This window comes from Vibrio sp. (genome assembly GCF_047973365.1).
In the GTDB taxonomy this organism is placed as follows: Bacteria; Pseudomonadota; Gammaproteobacteria; order Enterobacterales; family Vibrionaceae; genus Vibrio.
The window spans coordinates 1-16,758 of the sequence record NZ_JBKEBW010000057.1 but is presented as its reverse complement, the minus strand read 5'-3'; the positions used below and the strand labels follow the sequence as shown (position 1 = coordinate 16,758).

Genomic DNA, 16,758 nt, shown 5'->3' with positions numbered 1-16,758 from the left:
GAGTATGACTTCTCCAATTAATAGATTAGAAACAAAGCTCACCTATCAATTTAAAGATACTGAGCTGCTTGATTTGGCACTGACTCACCGCAGTGCCAATGGTAAACACAATGAACGTCTTGAATTTCTGGGCGATTCAATTTTAAGTTTTGTCATTGCTGATGATTTGTATCACCGCTTCCCTAAGATCAATGAGGGCGATATGAGTCGTATGCGAGCTACGTTGGTTCGTGGCCATACGCTGGCTGAACTAGGTCGTGAATTCGAACTAGGAGATTACTTAAAATTAGGTCCAGGCGAGTTGAAAAGCGGTGGATTCCGTCGTGATTCAATCTTAGCTGATGCCGTAGAAGCCATCATAGGCGCTATCTATCTGGATAGTGGTACTGAAGTTGTTCGCAGCATTATTTTAAGCTGGTATCAAACTCGCCTCGATGCGATTAAGCCTGGTGTGTCACAGAAAGATCCCAAAACTCGCCTGCAAGAATTTTTGCAAGGCAGAAGAAAGCCTCTACCTGTCTACACAGTGACTAATATTAAAGGTGAAGCACACAATCAGGAATTCACTGTATCGTGTGATATAGCGGGTATTGGAATGCCTGTGATTGGTAAAGGCACCAGCCGCCGCAAGGCAGAACAAGCGGCTGCTGAGACGGCACTAGAGCAATTAAGCAATGGCTGATAAAGAATTTGATATTGATGCATTCTTTGCATCAGAAGGTGACGACGCCAAAATTGAAGCGTCATTGCCAGAAAACCAGCACTGTGGGTTCATTGCTATCGTAGGTCGCCCGAACGTGGGTAAATCTACGCTATTGAACAACATCCTCGGTCAGAAGATTTCGATTACTTCACGTAAGCCGCAAACCACTCGTCACCGCATTATGGGTGTCGATACACAAGGTGATTATCAGGCCATTTATGTGGATACACCGGGGCTACATATTGAAGAGAAACGTGCGATCAACCGTTTGATGAACCGTGCGGCAAACAGCTCTTTGAGTGATGTGAACTTAGTTTTATTCCTTGTTGACGGTACGCATTGGACCGAAGACGATGAAATGGTGCTGACTAAACTTCAGAAAGCGAACTTCCCTGTGATTCTTTGTGTTAACAAAGTCGACAATGTGAAAGATCGCAATGAAGTGATGCTGCATATGCAGGCATTGTCTGAACGCATGAACTTTGTTGATGTGGTGCCTATTTCAGCGAAATTGGGTAAAAATGTGGATGTATTGCGTAAGCATGTGCGTGATCACTTACCGAAAGCGGTTCATCACTTCCCTGAAGAGTACGTGACAGACCGTTCGCAACGCTTTATGGCGTCAGAAATCATTCGTGAAAAGCTGATGCGATTCACTGGTGAAGAGTTGCCTTACTCGGTCACGGTGGAAATTGAGCGTTTCGACTACAACCCAGAAACCGACGGTTTCCATATCAATGCCTTGATTCTGGTTGAACGTATTGGTCAGAAAAAAATGGTGATTGGTAAGAACGGCGAAAAGATCAAAACCATTGGTCGTGAAGCACGTTTAGATATGGAAGAGCTGTTTGGTCGCAAAGTTTATCTGGAAACTTGGGTTAAAGTGAAATCCGGTTGGGCCGATGATGAACGCGCACTTCGTTCACTAGGCTATATCGACGACCTATAATCTTGTAATCTGGCTCCATGTAATGGGGCCAGATTTTTATCTGACCTTGTCTCTTTTTCCTGTATTTGGATTCACACTATGTCTGACGGTTTACAGCGTTGCTTTGTATTACACCGCCGCCCATACAGCGAGACCAGCTTAATTCTGGACGTATTCAGCGAAGAATATGGCCGTTTAAGTATCATGGCAAAGGGGGCGAGAAGTAAGCGTTCAACAACCAAAGGTGCATTGCAGGCATTCACGCCACTACTGTTGAAGTGGTCGGGCAATGGCTCAATGAAAACCTTACGTCAGGCGGAGGCGATCAGCCTAGGACTGCCATTAACGGGCATATGCCTGTATTCGGCTATGTATGTCAATGAGCTGATTGGTCGAGTATTGATGGCAGAAGTTCCGGCGCCAGGCTTGTTCCATGATTATCTCACCGCGCTCACAGAACTTGCGCAAAGCGAAAATCCTGAACCTGCGTTACGTCGCTTTGAGCTGGCGTTGCTTTCGGCGATGGGCTACGGCGTTGATTTCTTGCATTGTGCAGGGTCGGGCGAACCGGTTGATCCTAATATGACTTATCGATATCGCGAGCAGAAGGGGTTTATTGCCTCCGTGAGGCGCGATAATCTTACTTTCCTTGGTAACGAATTAATTGCGATCAGTGAGCGCCGCTTTAGCACAAAAGAACAACTCCAAGCGGCAAAACGCTTTACACGCATCGCTTTAAAGCCGTATCTTGGCGGCAAACCTTTAAAAAGCAGAGAGTTGTTTAGGCAAGCGACTCCCCCAAAATTAAATTCGAGAGAGAGCCTCTCTTGAACACGGAGTGTAGGAAAATGAGCTCAATTTATTTAGGCGTTAATATTGACCATATTGCAACCGTGCGTAACGCACGTGGTACTCAATACCCAGACCCAGTTCATGCCGCGGAAATTGCTGAGCGTGCGGGTGCTGACGGCATTACTATTCACCTTCGCGAAGACCGTCGTCATATCAAAGACCGTGACGTGCGTATTCTGAAAGAAACCATCCAGACTCGCATGAATCTGGAGATGGCAGTCACAGATGAGATGGTTCAAATTGCTTTAGATACAGCGCCAGAGTTTGTCTGCCTTGTGCCGGAAAAACGTGAAGAGCTGACCACTGAAGGTGGGCTGGATGTGATTGGTCAGTTTGAAAAAGTCAAAGCGGCAACGCAAAAACTGACCGAAGCGGGCATTAAAGTCTCTCTGTTTATTGATGCTGACCGTGAGCAAATTGATGCTGCTAAGAAATGTGGCGCACCGTTTATCGAGCTTCACACAGGTCATTACTCGGATGCGAAAACCGAAGCGGATCAACAAGATGAGCTGAAAAAGATTGCAGCAGCAGCAAGCTACGCTTCTGATCAAGGTATCACAGTCAACGCAGGCCATGGTTTGACTTATCATAACGTAGCGGCCATTGCGCAAATTCCAGAAATTTATGAGTTGAACATCGGGCACTCCATCATCGGTCGTGCGCTATTTGATGGCCTGCCAAAAGCAGTAGCCGATATGAAAGCTATTATGCTGGATGCGCGTCGTTAATGATTGTTGGATTAGGAACAGACATTGCTGAGATTGCGCGTATAGAAAAGGCGCTCAATCGTAGTGGTGATGCTTTTGCTCAGCGAATTCTGACTGAACGTGAGCTGGACGTGTTTACTCACCTAAAACAGAAAGCGCGTTATTTGGCTAAGCGTTTTGCGGCTAAAGAAGCGGCTTCAAAAGCGTTAGGTACAGGTATCGCACACGGCGTGAGCTTTCAGGATTTTGAAATCAGCAATGATGACAATGGTAAGCCGGTGCTTACGTTATCTGGAAAAGCGCAGCAAATTGCTCAAGCTGCTTCGGTTTGTTCTGTTCACCTGACTATTTCAGATGAACGTCACTACGCGGTGGCAACGGTGATTGTGGAATCCTGATATTGTTTGAGTGTGAAATTTGCACCTCTCCCCTCAACTGAGGGAGAGGTGCAAAAACTAGCTTATAAATGGCTGCGCGTTCGCGACCACTTTCTCCATCTCGTCCTGCAGTTCAAACAGTTCTGGTTCTACATCTTGCACCCTCGCGCCTGAACGTAGGGTTTGCTCAAGCGTTTCACACACTTTCTTCAAACGTGGCACACCGCTGTATGAGCAGCTACCGTGCAGCTTATGAATATGATGCAGCAGATCGGTCGCAGGGTATTCATCATCGCTTAACGCCAATTCAATCACTTGATTGACCTCTTTAAACGACGCTAGCAACATTTTGAGCATATCTTGTGCTAAGTCTTCTTTGTTCGCCGCTTGTCTTAAAGCTAGTTGCCAGTCGATAGCAATGGCGGTGTTTACTACTGCTGGCTCGTCAATGTGGATCTCTTCCAATTCGATAGGCTCTTGAGGTTCAAGCGCGATCACATTTTCCGACTTAGGCGTTGGGCTCCAATGCAGCAGCACTTGCTGCAAAATGTGTTCTTCAATCGGTTTAGTGAGATAGTCATCCATACCAGCTTTGAGCAGCCTTTCACGTTCACCTTCCATAGCATGAGCGGTGACCGCAATTACAGGTGTTTTGGCATTAATCTTTAGTTTCTTAATCTCTTTACACGCTGTCACACCGTCCATTTTAGGCATCTGAATGTCCATTAGGACGATATCGAAATGACACGTTTTGGCTTGCTCAACGGCATCTTCACCACTACTGCAAGAGACTACAGTATCGACGCGTTCTTGCAGCAGGGCGGTGATCAGTTTCAAGTTGGCTGGGTTGTCGTCAACCGCCATTACCGTCAGTGGCAGTTTTTCGATGTGCGCAATGGGTTTGGGTTTATTTTCAATCCGAGCAGATTGATTGGCGATCAACGTCTGTAGCAACTTCTTACGAGACAGTGGCTTGGTAATACATTGCACTGGGTACTTCTGCATTAACAGATCGGCGAGTGCCAGTTCGGTACTTGGGGTACCGATAACCACATTTGCCGCAATGGAAAGCGCTTTTTCAACCCATTGCCGAACCAAAGATTCATCGGTCTCTTTGCTTGGCGCAAGGTTAAGTAGCACATAATCATATTGTTCAGATTCGCTTGGAATTGCTGAGCGATAAACCACATTCAATCCTGCTTGGACTAAAGTGTGCTGAACAATCGATGCTGCCTGCATGTTTGGCTCGACAAGCAGAATCTGCTTATCACGCAGAGCCTGAGGATCAAACCAGTCGAGCATTGGTAAATCTGTCGTCATCAAACGCAGGTTAAACCAGAAAGTTGAACCTTGGTGTAGTCGACTGGTTAAACTGATTTCACCGCCCATTTGGCTGACCAATTTTTGGGTAATAACCAGACCTAGACCCGTACCACCATAACGACGTGAAATGCTTGCGTCGGCTTGACTGAAAGCTTGGAAAAGCTGAGCTTGTTGACGCTCTGAAATACCGATACCGGTATCACGCACCATGAATTGCAACTCAACGAAGTCATCGCGTTGAGAACGCATTTCCACACTGATATCAATGTTGCCGCGCTCGGTGAATTTAATGGAGTTACCCACCAAGTTAGTGAGTACTTGCTGAATACGCAGCGGATCCCCCACCAAGCCTGCTGGAATTTTTGGATCCACTTTGAGCGTGATTTCCAGCCCTTTCTCGTGTGCACTTGCCGCCTGTAAGTTGACCACCTCTTCCAGCGAGTCTTGGAACTCGAATGGAATGTTTTCCAGTGCCAGTTTGCCTGCTTCCAGTTTCGAGAAGTCGAGAATATCGTTGATGATGGTCAGCAGGTTATTGGCTGATTTCTCGATGGTTTGCAGATAATCCGCTTGGCTGTTGGTCAACTGAGTTTTCAGCATCTGACGTGTAAAGCCGATAACACCGTTCAATGGGGTACGCAGCTCGTGTGACATGTTGGCGAGGAATTCAGACTTCACGCGCGCGGCTTCTTGCGCGCGTTTTTTCGCAATATCCAACTCAACGTTTTGAATTTCTAGCTGTTCCAGAGTTTCACGCAAGTCCGACGTGGCTTGGTCGATACTGTGCTGCATCTCCACATGGTATTCCGACAGCGACACCGCCATGGCGTTGATACCTTTTTTCAGGTCATCCAACTCACCGTGCATTCGTCCTTCAATTCGCACATCCAGATGCCCGCGACGGATTCGGTCAACCACGTTTTTCATGTGAATGATTGGGCGGGTAACGTCGTGCATTAATCGGAATGCGAACACTCCCGACAGCACAAGACCAAGAATTAGCACCAAACAAGCAGAGAATATTTCCTGATACTGTTGTAATCGCAGTGAGGAAAGATCGAGTTCAATTGCGATGTAACCAAGCACTGGTGCGGACGAATTGTTCGCTGAACTATCATTAAACAGCGTTTCGGCAAGAACTGGAGTGCGAAGAATCAGAGTATTTTCATCGAGCTGAGAACTGCTGAGTACCGGAATCGGCTTATCTTTCGGGTACATCAGAGTTTCAAAGTTCGGATGGAAGTTTGAGGTTACAAAGAGTTCATGATTGGCATCGAATACCGCAATACTGCGCACTATGGTTGAGTTTTTACGATGTGCGTAGCTAATGATGCGTCTTACCGACTCTCGACTTTGATTTTTTAGCGCGTCTTCACTGGCAATTGCTAGCGGTTCGATAATACTTGCACCCGAGTTGAGCACTTGTGTCTCTAAATCGTGATAACGGTTGAATGAGAATAACGCACTCAAAAGTAGCCCGATAATCAATGTTGGAGCCAAAGTGAGTGTAATTACACGTGCGCGTAAGCCGTATCTGGTCATTATTGTCTAAACATCATGGTGTGGATATGGGAAAATAGCCGACTTTGCAGCTAGCCAGCTATTCAAATTATGGTTAGCTTAATTCAAGAACCTTAGCTTCGACAATGCTCCCCAAGCAGAATAGTGACGCTGGGGCAAAAACAAATACATTAGGCACAGAACATGGCACGTTTCTTCCAACCGAAAAAGCGCAGCGCTTTAGATACAAAACATCAAGCAGTGAGCGTTCAAAAGCTCGATCATTTAGGCGCCGGCATTGCCTATCTTGATAACAAACCGCTCTTTATCGATGGCGCATTGGCAAATGAAGAAGTTTTAATTCAACTGACCGAAAGCAAAAGCAAATTTGCACGCGCTAAGTTAATTAAAGTACTCAAGCCAAGTCAGCAGCGTACTGCGCCTTTCTGTCCTCACTATTCGCAATGTGGTGGTTGTGATTTACAGCATCTTGCTCGCCAAGCTCAGATAGAGCATAAACAACAAGCATTAAGCCAGTTGATGAGTAAATTTGCCGGGCAGGAGCTTGCTCTTTCTGCTCCGGTTGCTTGCTCAGAGAAAGGTTATCGTCGTCGTGCTCGTATCAGTATGATGTGGGACAAAAAGAATCAACAGTTGCAGTTTGGATTTCGTCGTAAGCAGAGCAAAGATATTGTCACGGTAACGGATTGTGCTGTGCTGGAACCGAGTTTGAATGCACTGCTTCCTGAATTGAAATCACTGTTGAGTGAATTTAAAAAGCCGGAGCAACTTGGTCATGTGGAACTGGTTAAAGGCGACAATACATCCGTATTAGTCTTGCGCCATCTTTCGTCTTTAGCTGAGAAGAATTTGTTGCAACTCAAAGCGTTTGCGCAGAAACATCAGTTAACTCTTTATCTGATGCCGAATGCTAATCAACTGGATAAAGTGCAGGGTGAACAAGCTTATTATCAGGAAGTTGGCGTCACAATTCCATTTTTGCCAAGTAACTTTATTCAGGTAAACCAGCAGGTTAACCAGAAAATGGTTGAACAGGCGCTTGAGTGGTTGGACGTTCAAAAAGACGATCGTGTGCTAGATTTGTTCTGCGGCTTAGGTAATTTCAGCCTGCCATTGGCTAAACTGACAAATAAAGTTGTCGGCATTGAAGGTGTGGATGACATGGTGGAAATTGCCAAAAGCAATGCTCAGTTCAACGACATTTACAACGTCGAATTTTATCAGGCAAACCTTGAACAAGAGTTTGCCGGAGAAATCTGGGCAAAAGAGCAGTTTAATAAGGTTCTGCTTGACCCTGCTCGGGCGGGTGCGGTAGGAATTGTTGACCAACTTGCCTGTTTAGGTGCTGAGCAAATTGTGTATGTTTCCTGTAACCCTGCTACGCTTGCTCGTGATAGTCAAAGCTTATTAGAGCAGGGATATCAGCTGAAAAAACTTGGTATGTTGGATATGTTCCCACATACCAGCCATTTAGAATCGATGGCTCTATTTGTAAAAAATAAAGACTAAAAATAAAAGTGTAAAACTTGGTTAGCTAACGGATATCCGTTGTCTAACCAGAGTAGAATAGCTCGCAAATTATAAGAATTAGGATAAAAAGATGGTCGCGGTACGTAGCGCACACTTAAACCCAGACGAACAGTTTGAGCTAGAAAAGTGGATTTCTAGTTTACGGCAAGACCCGAAAACAGCGGCAAAACTGGCAGAGGTGTATCACCAATGTGAGCACTTCTTGGTGGGTAACGCCAAAGGCCCGTTATTGTTATGGCGCGGTCGTGAAATGATCGAAATTTTGATCACTTTATCAATGGACCGCCCAACGTTAGTGGCAGCGTTGTTGTTCCCAATTGTGACCAGTGGCTTAATGGATCGCGAAGAAGTTGAAGAACATTACGGTAAAGAGATCATTAAATTAATTGCTGGCGTCGAAGAGATGGCAGCGATTGGTCAACTCAATATCACCATGCAAGGCAGTGAAGCATCAGCGCAAGTCGATAACGTACGTCGCATGTTGCTGGCAATGGTAGACGACTTCCGTTGCGTGGTGATTAAGCTCGCTGAGCGGATCTGTAACTTACGTGAAGTCAAAGATCAGCCCGATGACGTACGTCGCTCGGCGGCAAAAGAGTGTGCCAACATCTATGCACCTCTGGCGAACCGTCTAGGTATCGGTCAGCTCAAATGGGAAATTGAAGATTACGCATTCCGCTACCAACAACCGGACACTTACAAGCAGATCGCAAAACAGCTTTCTGAGCGTCGAATTGTTCGTGAGCAGTACATCCGTGACTTTGTCGCCAACTTAAGTGCTGAAATGAAAGCGGCGAGCATTAATGCTGAAGTGAGCGGCCGTCCAAAGCACATTTACAGTATCTGGCGCAAAATGCAGAAGAAGAATCTGGCATTTGATGAACTGTTTGATGTGCGAGCAGTGCGTATCATCGCGGATAAACTACAAGATTGTTACGCCGCTTTAGGCGTAGTGCATACTCAATTTAAGCATCTTCCTAGTGAATTTGATGACTATGTGGCAAACCCAAAACCGAACGGTTATCAGTCGATCCATACTGTGATTCTTGGCCCTGAAGGCAAAACGATTGAGATTCAGATCCGTACTAAGCAGATGCATGAAGAGTCTGAACTGGGCGTTGCTGCGCACTGGAAATATAAAGAAGGTGCAAGCAGTGGACGCAGTGGCTACGACGAGAAAATTACCTGGCTACGTAAACTGATCGATTGGCAAGAAGAGATGTCTGACTCCGGTGAGATGTTGGATGAACTTCGCAGCCAGGTATTTGACGACCGTGTGTATGCCTTTACGCCGCGTGGCGATGTGGTCGACCTGCCCATGGGCGCAACACCACTCGATTTTGCTTACCACATTCACTCTGAGGTAGGGCATCGTTGTATTGGTGCCAAAGTGGGCGGACGCATTGTGCCATTCACCCATAAACTTCATATGGGGGATCAGGTTGAAATCATCACAGCCAAAGAGCCGAACCCGTCTCGCGATTGGCTAAACCCGGCAACAGGCTTTGTTCATTCTGGCCGTGCTCGTGCCAAGATCAACGCATGGTTCCGTAAACAGAGTCGTGAGAAAAACCTCGAAGCTGGACGCGAAATTTTAGAAACAGAGTTATCGAAAATCGGGGCAACGTTAAAAGACGCGGAGCAATATGCTCTGAAACGCTTTAACGTCAACAGTGCTGATGAACTGTATGTTGGTGTCGGTAGTGGTGATTTACGTATCAACCAGATCGTTAACCATATCAATGCATTAGTGAATAAGCCAAGCGCGGAAGAAGAAGACAAACTTGTGCTTGAAAAGCTCAAGGGTGATGAATCGAAATCGTCAGCGCTTCACCGTCCGCATAAAGATGCGGTCGTGGTTGAAGGCGTCGATAACCTGATGACCCATCTGGCGCGTTGTTGTCAGCCGATCCCGGGTGATGAAATCAAAGGTTACATCACGCAAGGTCGCGGTATTTCGGTGCATCGAAGCGATTGTGAACAGTTGGAAGAACTGAGTCACCATGCGCCAGAACGTATCATTGATACCGTTTGGGGCTCTGGTTTTGTTGGTTCGTATATCCTAACTCTGCGCGTCGAAGCGATGGAGCGAGTTGGGCTGTTAAAAGATATCACCAGCCTGCTTGCTAACGAAAAGGTGAAAGTGATCACCATGAAGAGCCGTAGTGACTACAAGCGTCAAATTGTGATCATGGATTTCGAACTGGAGGTCAACAACATCGAAGTGTTGTCTCGGGTCTCGAAACGTTTAGAGCAAGTGAAAGACGTCATGCTGGTCAAACGTCTCGGATAAATCAAATAACAGATTGAAATTAAAGGTAAGTGGTGAGTCACTTACCTTTTTCTTTTATAAGGAAATCAACATGACCCATCCAATTGAACAGCTCGTCGATATCATGGCGAAATTGCGTGATCCGCAAACCGGTTGCCCTTGGGATAACAAGCAGACGTTTGAAAGTGTTGTGCCATATACGATTGAAGAAACCTACGAAGTGGTGGATGCGATTCATAACCAAGATTGGCCCAACTTAAAAGAAGAGTTGGGAGACTTGCTTTTCCAAGTAATTTTCTACAGTCAGATGGCACAGGAAAAAGGATTGTTCGATTTTCGTGACGTGGTGGAAACGGTGAATGAAAAGTTGACTCGTCGCCATCCTCATGTTTTTTCAGATGTAAAATTTGCGGATGAAGCAGAATTAAATGCTAATTGGGAAAAGGAAAAACTGCTGGAAAAAGCCCAAGTAGGCAAAAGCGAGCAAAGTATCCTAGACTCTATACCACAATCGTTGCCCGCGTTATCGCGAGCGAATAAGATTCAGAAAAAGTGTGCTAAATACGGCTTTGATTGGGCAACGTTAGGACCTGTTGTCGACAAAGTGCATGAAGAAATTGAAGAAGTGGTAGCAGAAGCCATCAGTATTGAGGTGGATGAGCAGAAAGTTGAAGAAGAACTGGGTGATTTGCTGTTTGCTACCGTCAATTTAGTCCGCCATCTGAAAAAAGACCCAGAAGTGGCTCTTACTAAAGCCAACAGTAAGTTTATAAGACGATTTCAAGGTGTTGAATCTCAAGTAAGAGAGCAGAATAAAGCGTTAACGGACTTTACGTTGCAAGAATTAGATAGCATGTGGGAGCGAGTAAAAAGACAGGAAAAAGGTGTTGAGTAAAAAAATCTCGACACGGTTTTTGGGGCAAAATTAACCCAATTAAATTGCCTAGATTGCATTCTGCAATGAGGCTATTTGATTTGAAGCAAAAAATTAAAAACTGAGTGTGATAGATTTCACGTTGTGGCGGTAAATGGGTTCTGGTATAGTTTCGTCCCGTCCAGAAGAAATCCATTTCCCTCATTCAACCAATTTCAGGTTAAACATGACGACAAATTATATTTTTGTTACTGGCGGGGTCGTATCCTCTCTAGGTAAAGGTATTGCAGCAGCATCTCTTGCCGCTATTTTAGAAGCTCGCGGTCTTAAAGTGACCATGATGAAGCTTGACCCTTACATCAACGTTGATCCAGGCACTATGAGCCCAACTCAACACGGTGAAGTGTTTGTTACAGAAGACGGCGCAGAAACTGACCTAGACCTTGGTCACTACGAGCGTTTTATTCGTACTAAGATGACCAAACGCAATAACTTTACTGCAGGTCGTGTTTATGCTGACGTTTTACGTAAAGAGCGTCGCGGTGATTACCTTGGTGCAACTATTCAGGTTATCCCGCATATCACTAACGCTATCAAAGACCGTGTAATCGCGGGCTCCGAAGGTCACGATGTGGCTATCGTTGAGGTTGGTGGCACAGTTGGTGATATCGAATCTCTACCATTTATGGAGGCGATTCGTCAGTTGGCAATCGAAGTCGGTCGTGAACACGCAATGTTCATGCATTTGACTCTCGTTCCTTACCTTGCAGCAGCAGGTGAAGTGAAAACTAAGCCAACTCAACACTCGGTAAAAGAACTGCTATCTATCGGTATTCAGCCTGACATCTTAGTTTGTCGTAGCGACCGAATGATCCCAGCAAACGAGCGTAAGAAAATTGCACTTTTCTGTAACGTTTCTGAAAAAGCAGTAATTTCAATGAAGGACGTAGATTCAATCTACAAGATCCCTCAATTGATTAAATCGCAAGGCTTGGATGATTTAGTTTGTACTCGTTTCGGTATCAATGCTCCTGAAGCTGATCTATCCGAATGGGAACAAGTCATTTACGAAGAAGCGAATCCGACAGGTGATGTCACCATCGGCATGGTAGGTAAGTACATTGAACTACCAGACGCTTACAAATCAGTAAACGAAGCACTAAAACATGCAGGTCTAAAAAATCGTTTGAATGTAACGATTAAATATGTAGATTCTCAAGACGTAGAAACTCGTGGCTTCGAAGTTCTGCATGGTCTTGACGCAATTCTCGTTCCAGGGGGCTTTGGCGACCGTGGTATTGAAGGCAAAATTATGGCTGCTCAATACGCACGTGAAAACAAAGTTCCTTACCTAGGTATTTGTCTAGGTATGCAAGTAGCGCTTATCGAGTTTGCTCGTAACGTTGTCGGTATGGAAGGCGCACATTCAACAGAATTTAACAAAAATACTAAGTACCCTGTGGTCGGTTTGATCACTGAATGGGTAGATAGTGAAGGTAACGTTGAAGAGCGTACTGAGACTTCTGATCTTGGCGGCACAATGCGTCTGGGTTCTCAGCTATGCCACCTGGAAAAAGGTACTAAAGCTTACCAACTCTACGGTAGTGCGACGATCCATGAACGTCACCGTCACCGTTATGAAGTAAACAATAATCTTCGTCCGCAGATCGAAAAAGCTGGCCTAAAAGTTTCAGGCTTATCTGCTGACAAGAAATTGGTTGAAGTGATTGAGAACCCTGCTCACCCATGGTTTGTAGCAGCGCAGTTCCACCCAGAATTCACATCAACCCCTCGTGATGGTCACCCATTATTTGCTGGTTTCGTAAAAGCAGCGGGTGAGTTCCAACGCGGTGAATCTGAGAAGTAACAAGGATACGGACAGTTGCTTTAAGTTGTGCAGCTGTCCTTTATAGTTTTGACATTTAAATTCAACGAGAGGAAACATTAATGTCTAAGATCGTTAAAGTTCTAGGTCGTGAAATCATCGACTCACGTGGCAACCCAACTGTAGAAGCTGAAGTACACCTAGAAGGCGGTTTCGTTGGTATGGCAGCTGCTCCATCTGGCGCATCTACTGGTTCTCGTGAAGCTCTTGAGCTACGAGATGGCGACAAATCACGTTTCCTAGGTAAAGGTGTTCTTAAAGCACTTGCAGCTGTAAACGGTCCAATCGCTGACGCTCTAGTTGGTAAAGATGCTAAAGACCAAGCTACTGTTGACCAAATCATGATTGACCTAGATGGTACTGAAAACAAATCAAACTTCGGTGCTAACGCAATCCTAGCAGTATCTCTAGCAAACGCTAAAGCAGCAGCAGCTGCTAAAGGCATGCCTCTATACGAGCACATCGCTGAGCTAAACGGCACTGCAGGCGTATTCTCTATGCCTCTACCAATGATGAACATCATCAACGGTGGTGAGCACGCAGATAACAACGTTGATATCCAAGAATTCATGATTCAACCAGTTGGCGCTCCAACTCTTAAAGAAGCGGTACGCATGGGTGCGGAAGTATTCCACAACCTAGCTAAAGTTCTTAAGTCTAAAGGTTACAACACTGCAGTTGGTGACGAAGGTGGTTTCGCTCCTAACCTAAAATCTAACGCTGAAGCGCTAGAAGTTATCGCAGAAGCTGTTGCAGCTGCTGGTTACGTTCTAGGTAAAGACATCACTCTAGCTATGGACTGTGCAGCATCTGAGTTCTTCGACAAAGCTGCTGGCATCTACAACATGAAAGGTGAAGGTAAAACTTTCACTTCTGAAGAGTTCAACCACTACCTAGCTGGTCTAGTTGAGAAATTCCCTATCGTTTCTATCGAAGACGGTCTAGACGAGTCTGATTGGGATGGTTTCGCACACCAAACTAAACTTCTAGGCGACAAGATCCAACTAGTTGGTGACGATCTGTTCGTAACTAACACTAAGATTCTTGCTCAAGGTATCGAGAAAGGCATTGCTAACTCTATCCTTATCAAGTTCAACCAAATCGGTTCTCTAACTGAGACTCTAGCTGCAATCAAGATGGCTAAAGATGCAGGTTACACAGCAGTAATCTCTCACCGTTCTGGCGAAACTGAAGATGCAACTATCGCTGACCTAGCGGTAGGTACAGCTGCAGGTCAAATCAAAACTGGTTCTATGAGCCGTTCTGACCGCGTTGCTAAGTACAACCAACTTATCCGTATCGAAGAAGCACTAGCTGGTCGTGCTCCTTTCAACGGTCTTAAAGAAGTTAAAGGCCAAGCTTAAGTCTTAGTTGAGTTAATATTGGTTATATAAACTTTGAAACCCTCGCTTCGGCGGGGGTTTTTTTTTTAATACGGGTGATTAGAGCGATGAGCTGTTCTGACCGTGTTGCTGCTATACCTAAAAGAAAGCAACCAACTTATCCGTATCGAAGAAGCTTATAGCGCCTTAAATTTTTCTACCATATCTTTATCAATCTCCTTGATTAGATTAGATGACAAGCCCAGATGTTTGGCCTCATGACTAAACGAGCGTGTTGTTTCAAATATTTCCTCAGCCATAACCATAATCGCTTTCTTTGAAGACAACCCCGACTGAGCCGCTAATTGGTCTAGTGCGCTCTTTGGCGTTCGGCCATTACCACCAAATGCCGTCATATGCTCTTTGTAAGGGTTAGGGCTATAAACAATGTCGTAGAAAGGCGAGAGCGTCCAGTGATCGGCATCACTGGCAAGGAAACTGAAGTTCTTACTGTGATCATCTTGGTTAACGGTTAGGTAATTAAACATGCAGCGCTTAATGAGCTTCTGAGACTCAGTGACACTACACATAATGCGCGTAGCTTTAACTAAATCCACATAGTCCAACGAAGGCTCGCGAAAAGGTGCATCTAACAACCCACACGCAGAAATCATATGGATTCGACCGCCTTGAACGGTGCAATCAAATCGTTCCTGCTCTAGCCAAAATTGTCCATTACCCGCATCCATTAAATTAAAGTCAGGAACCTCAATGCCGACATTACGGGCCATCTGCATGTAACAATATTCGACTAATGATTCAGAGTGCTTCAAGTCAAACTTTTCAGATGTTAGCTTTACGATCAGCTTTGTTCCTCGAGCGTCATCTAATGTTGAATATTGCCCATTCGATAAACGTGTCACGTTCATTTTTGGCCTAGCGCCGCCTGATCCACCAGTATTCATCAAGTGCTCAAGCAAAACAGACTCGGTGCCTTCAAACTCTTCAATCGCTGCTCGACCAAGGGTTATTATATCAATCGACTCCTTGGAATCAGCAAGTAAATCTAACTCTGGCTCATAGCTCAACGCACCCATACACTTATCACCTAGGTAAGCCAAACGCTCTAGGGCGGTAACTTCCTTTGGGTTATGATTGTTCTGTCTAAATACACGATCCATGAGATAAAGACCCCAACCATCAGGGAGACTATCGCCAAAAACCCCGTGAATGCCATAGTGCGGTTTTCTAGGAGCTACTTGCAGGCTTGTATCAGCTTTTAAATTGAACGGAGCTAGGGAGGTTGAGTGAGCGTCTAAATAAGCCTCATCAAATTGAAAGAAACTTTGCTCACTATTTTCAGCAAGCTTGCCAACCATTACCTTTTCACCGGTGCTAAGCGTTCGCTTTACGGTTAGGGCAGACTTAAGCATGTCTAAGCACATCCTCTATTGATTTAAATTCAGGTTTAGAGGACTTTGTCAGCTCTTTCACTTTTTTCAAGTCACCGACTGTCTCATAGAGCATGAGAAATTGACGCAATGAAATGTTGCCAGATGATTCAAACTTTCGGATAGTCGCGTAAGGCACGCCAGAGAGAGCGGCCAGCTTCTGAACACTAAGTTGATCTTTTTTCCGAGCGGATTTGATAAACTCTTTGAGATCCATCTGCAAATCATAAGCGGTATAAAGAGATAACATACATGCCTCACAAGTTGCTACTATGGTGTCGATTATAGCGCAAGTTTTGACTTTATTGATATTACTATAGCAAATGTGAAGCAATGGTGATCATTGGTTCATTAAAATGAACCAACATACTTGGACAACCGATTTCCGATAGCTTCGATATTCCTGGCAGTTTATTTATGTCAGCCTAATGCCAAACCCTTTAACAACTACAGCCACAATCAGAAAGTGTACGCTAACTTATTCAGAGCTTATCTCCTATTCGTGTGTGAAGATTTGAGTCAGTCGTCGTGGCTACTGGTTTATCAACCATTCTGATCCATTTTCGTGTTTCTAATCCAAGCTCAATTGTTCGGATTTTACTAACAATATATTGAGAATCCGTCTTTTCTCCAACTCATCGCGAATCGCTTTGCCCTGAAAGCCGTCGGCAATAATATCTTTCACTTCAACGCTGAGTGCTGCTTTGTAAGCATCTTCAAATATCGTTTTTTGTGGGTAGGGGTTATCTTCACAACCCAATCTCCCTGCATGGTCTGCCTGACAACAGAGTAAAACCTCTTTTAAACGCTCTGGCTTACGCCATACATCGATGGTATTTAGAATCTTAAGTTTGGTACTGGCTTTCAATTCTGCTGCTTTGTGGATGTTTGAGTGCTGCTCGCAAACAAGCAGTGCCAGATCTTTGAACTGTTTAGGTACTCGTACTGGTTCGCATAGTTTTTTAATGATTTTGACACCTGTATGGCTGTGCATCTTATGACTTGGCCACTCT

13 protein-coding genes and 1 pseudogene are annotated in these 16,758 nt (G+C 45.0%); 10 read left to right on the top strand and 4 right to left on the bottom strand.

The genetic code is table 11. The features are described from left to right. Positions 1-4: 4 nt before the first annotated feature. The 5 genes from rnc (at position 5) to acpS (ending at position 3,588) form a co-directional block, all read left to right on the top strand. Positions 5-682, top strand: a complete 678-nt coding sequence (gene rnc / locus ACK5MF_RS08225) for a ribonuclease III (RefSeq protein ID WP_416921150.1) — start codon at positions 5-7, stop codon at positions 680-682. Next, a complete protein-coding gene (gene era, locus ACK5MF_RS08220) occupies positions 675-1,652 on the top strand; it encodes a GTPase Era (RefSeq protein WP_416921148.1) in 978 nt (325 codons plus the stop codon). Before rnc ends, era begins: the two co-directional genes overlap by 8 nt. 78 nt (positions 1,653-1,730) lie before the next feature. Further along, complete coding sequence (gene recO, locus ACK5MF_RS08215; RefSeq protein ID WP_416921146.1) at positions 1,731-2,462, top strand: DNA repair protein RecO; 732 nt, start codon at positions 1,731-1,733, stop codon at positions 2,460-2,462. Positions 2,463-2,479: 17 nt separating this feature from the next. Further along, positions 2,480-3,211, top strand: coding sequence for a pyridoxine 5'-phosphate synthase (gene pdxJ, locus ACK5MF_RS08210; protein WP_416921144.1), 732 nt, complete (start codon positions 2,480-2,482; stop codon positions 3,209-3,211). Continuing rightward, positions 3,211-3,588 (top strand): holo-ACP synthase, encoded by a 378-nt coding sequence (gene acpS, locus ACK5MF_RS08205; RefSeq protein WP_416921142.1) that lies wholly within the window; start codon positions 3,211-3,213, stop codon positions 3,586-3,588. The genes pdxJ and acpS overlap by 1 nt, the downstream gene beginning before the upstream one ends. Before the next feature lie 57 nt (positions 3,589-3,645). Here acpS and barA read toward each other — a convergent pair whose 3' ends face one another. Then, positions 3,646-6,432 carry a two-component sensor histidine kinase BarA gene (gene barA / locus ACK5MF_RS08200; RefSeq protein ID WP_416921140.1) on the bottom strand — a complete coding sequence of 929 codons (2,787 nt, stop codon included), beginning with the start codon at positions 6,430-6,432 and terminating at the stop codon, positions 3,646-3,648. Positions 6,433-6,594: 162 nt separating this feature from the next. Between barA and rlmD the strand changes: the two genes are divergently transcribed. The 5 genes from rlmD (at position 6,595) to eno (ending at position 14,336) form a co-directional block, all read left to right on the top strand. Next, on the top strand, positions 6,595-7,920 hold the full coding sequence (gene rlmD, locus ACK5MF_RS08195) for a 23S rRNA (uracil(1939)-C(5))-methyltransferase RlmD (RefSeq protein WP_416921138.1): 1,326 nt from the start codon (positions 6,595-6,597) through the stop codon (positions 7,918-7,920). Between the two features lie 91 nt (positions 7,921-8,011). Continuing rightward, a complete protein-coding gene (gene relA, locus ACK5MF_RS08190) occupies positions 8,012-10,234 on the top strand; it encodes a GTP diphosphokinase (RefSeq protein WP_416921136.1) in 2,223 nt (740 codons plus the stop codon). 70 nt (positions 10,235-10,304) lie between these two features. Then, positions 10,305-11,108: a nucleoside triphosphate pyrophosphohydrolase gene (mazG, locus tag ACK5MF_RS08185; protein WP_416921134.1), complete on the top strand. Its 804-nt coding sequence runs from the start codon at positions 10,305-10,307 to the stop codon at positions 11,106-11,108. Positions 11,109-11,313: 205 nt separating this feature from the next. Beyond that, positions 11,314-12,954, top strand: a complete 1,641-nt coding sequence (locus ACK5MF_RS08180; RefSeq protein ID WP_416921132.1) for a CTP synthase — start codon at positions 11,314-11,316, stop codon at positions 12,952-12,954. A gap of 80 nt (positions 12,955-13,034) precedes the next feature. Continuing rightward, on the top strand, positions 13,035-14,336 hold the full coding sequence (gene eno, locus ACK5MF_RS08175) for a phosphopyruvate hydratase (protein WP_416921130.1): 1,302 nt from the start codon (positions 13,035-13,037) through the stop codon (positions 14,334-14,336). Between the two features lie 155 nt (positions 14,337-14,491). Here the strand turns inward: eno and ACK5MF_RS08170 are convergent, their stop codons facing one another. The 3 genes and pseudogenes from ACK5MF_RS08170 to cca form a co-directional block, all read right to left on the bottom strand. After that, the gene (locus ACK5MF_RS08170; RefSeq protein WP_416921128.1) at positions 14,492-15,727 is read right to left on the bottom strand and encodes a type II toxin-antitoxin system HipA family toxin; all 1,236 of its coding nucleotides are present in this window, start codon (positions 15,725-15,727) and stop codon (positions 14,492-14,494) included. Further along, entirely contained in the window at positions 15,720-15,995 is a 276-nt protein-coding gene (locus tag ACK5MF_RS08165) for a transcriptional regulator (protein ID WP_416921126.1), read from the bottom strand. Before ACK5MF_RS08165 ends, ACK5MF_RS08170 begins: the two co-directional genes overlap by 8 nt. A 321-nt stretch (positions 15,996-16,316) precedes the next feature. Next, positions 16,317-16,758 (bottom strand): annotated as a pseudogene (cca, locus tag ACK5MF_RS08160) (multifunctional CCA tRNA nucleotidyl transferase/2'3'-cyclic phosphodiesterase/2'nucleotidase/phosphatase); the annotation flags it as partial.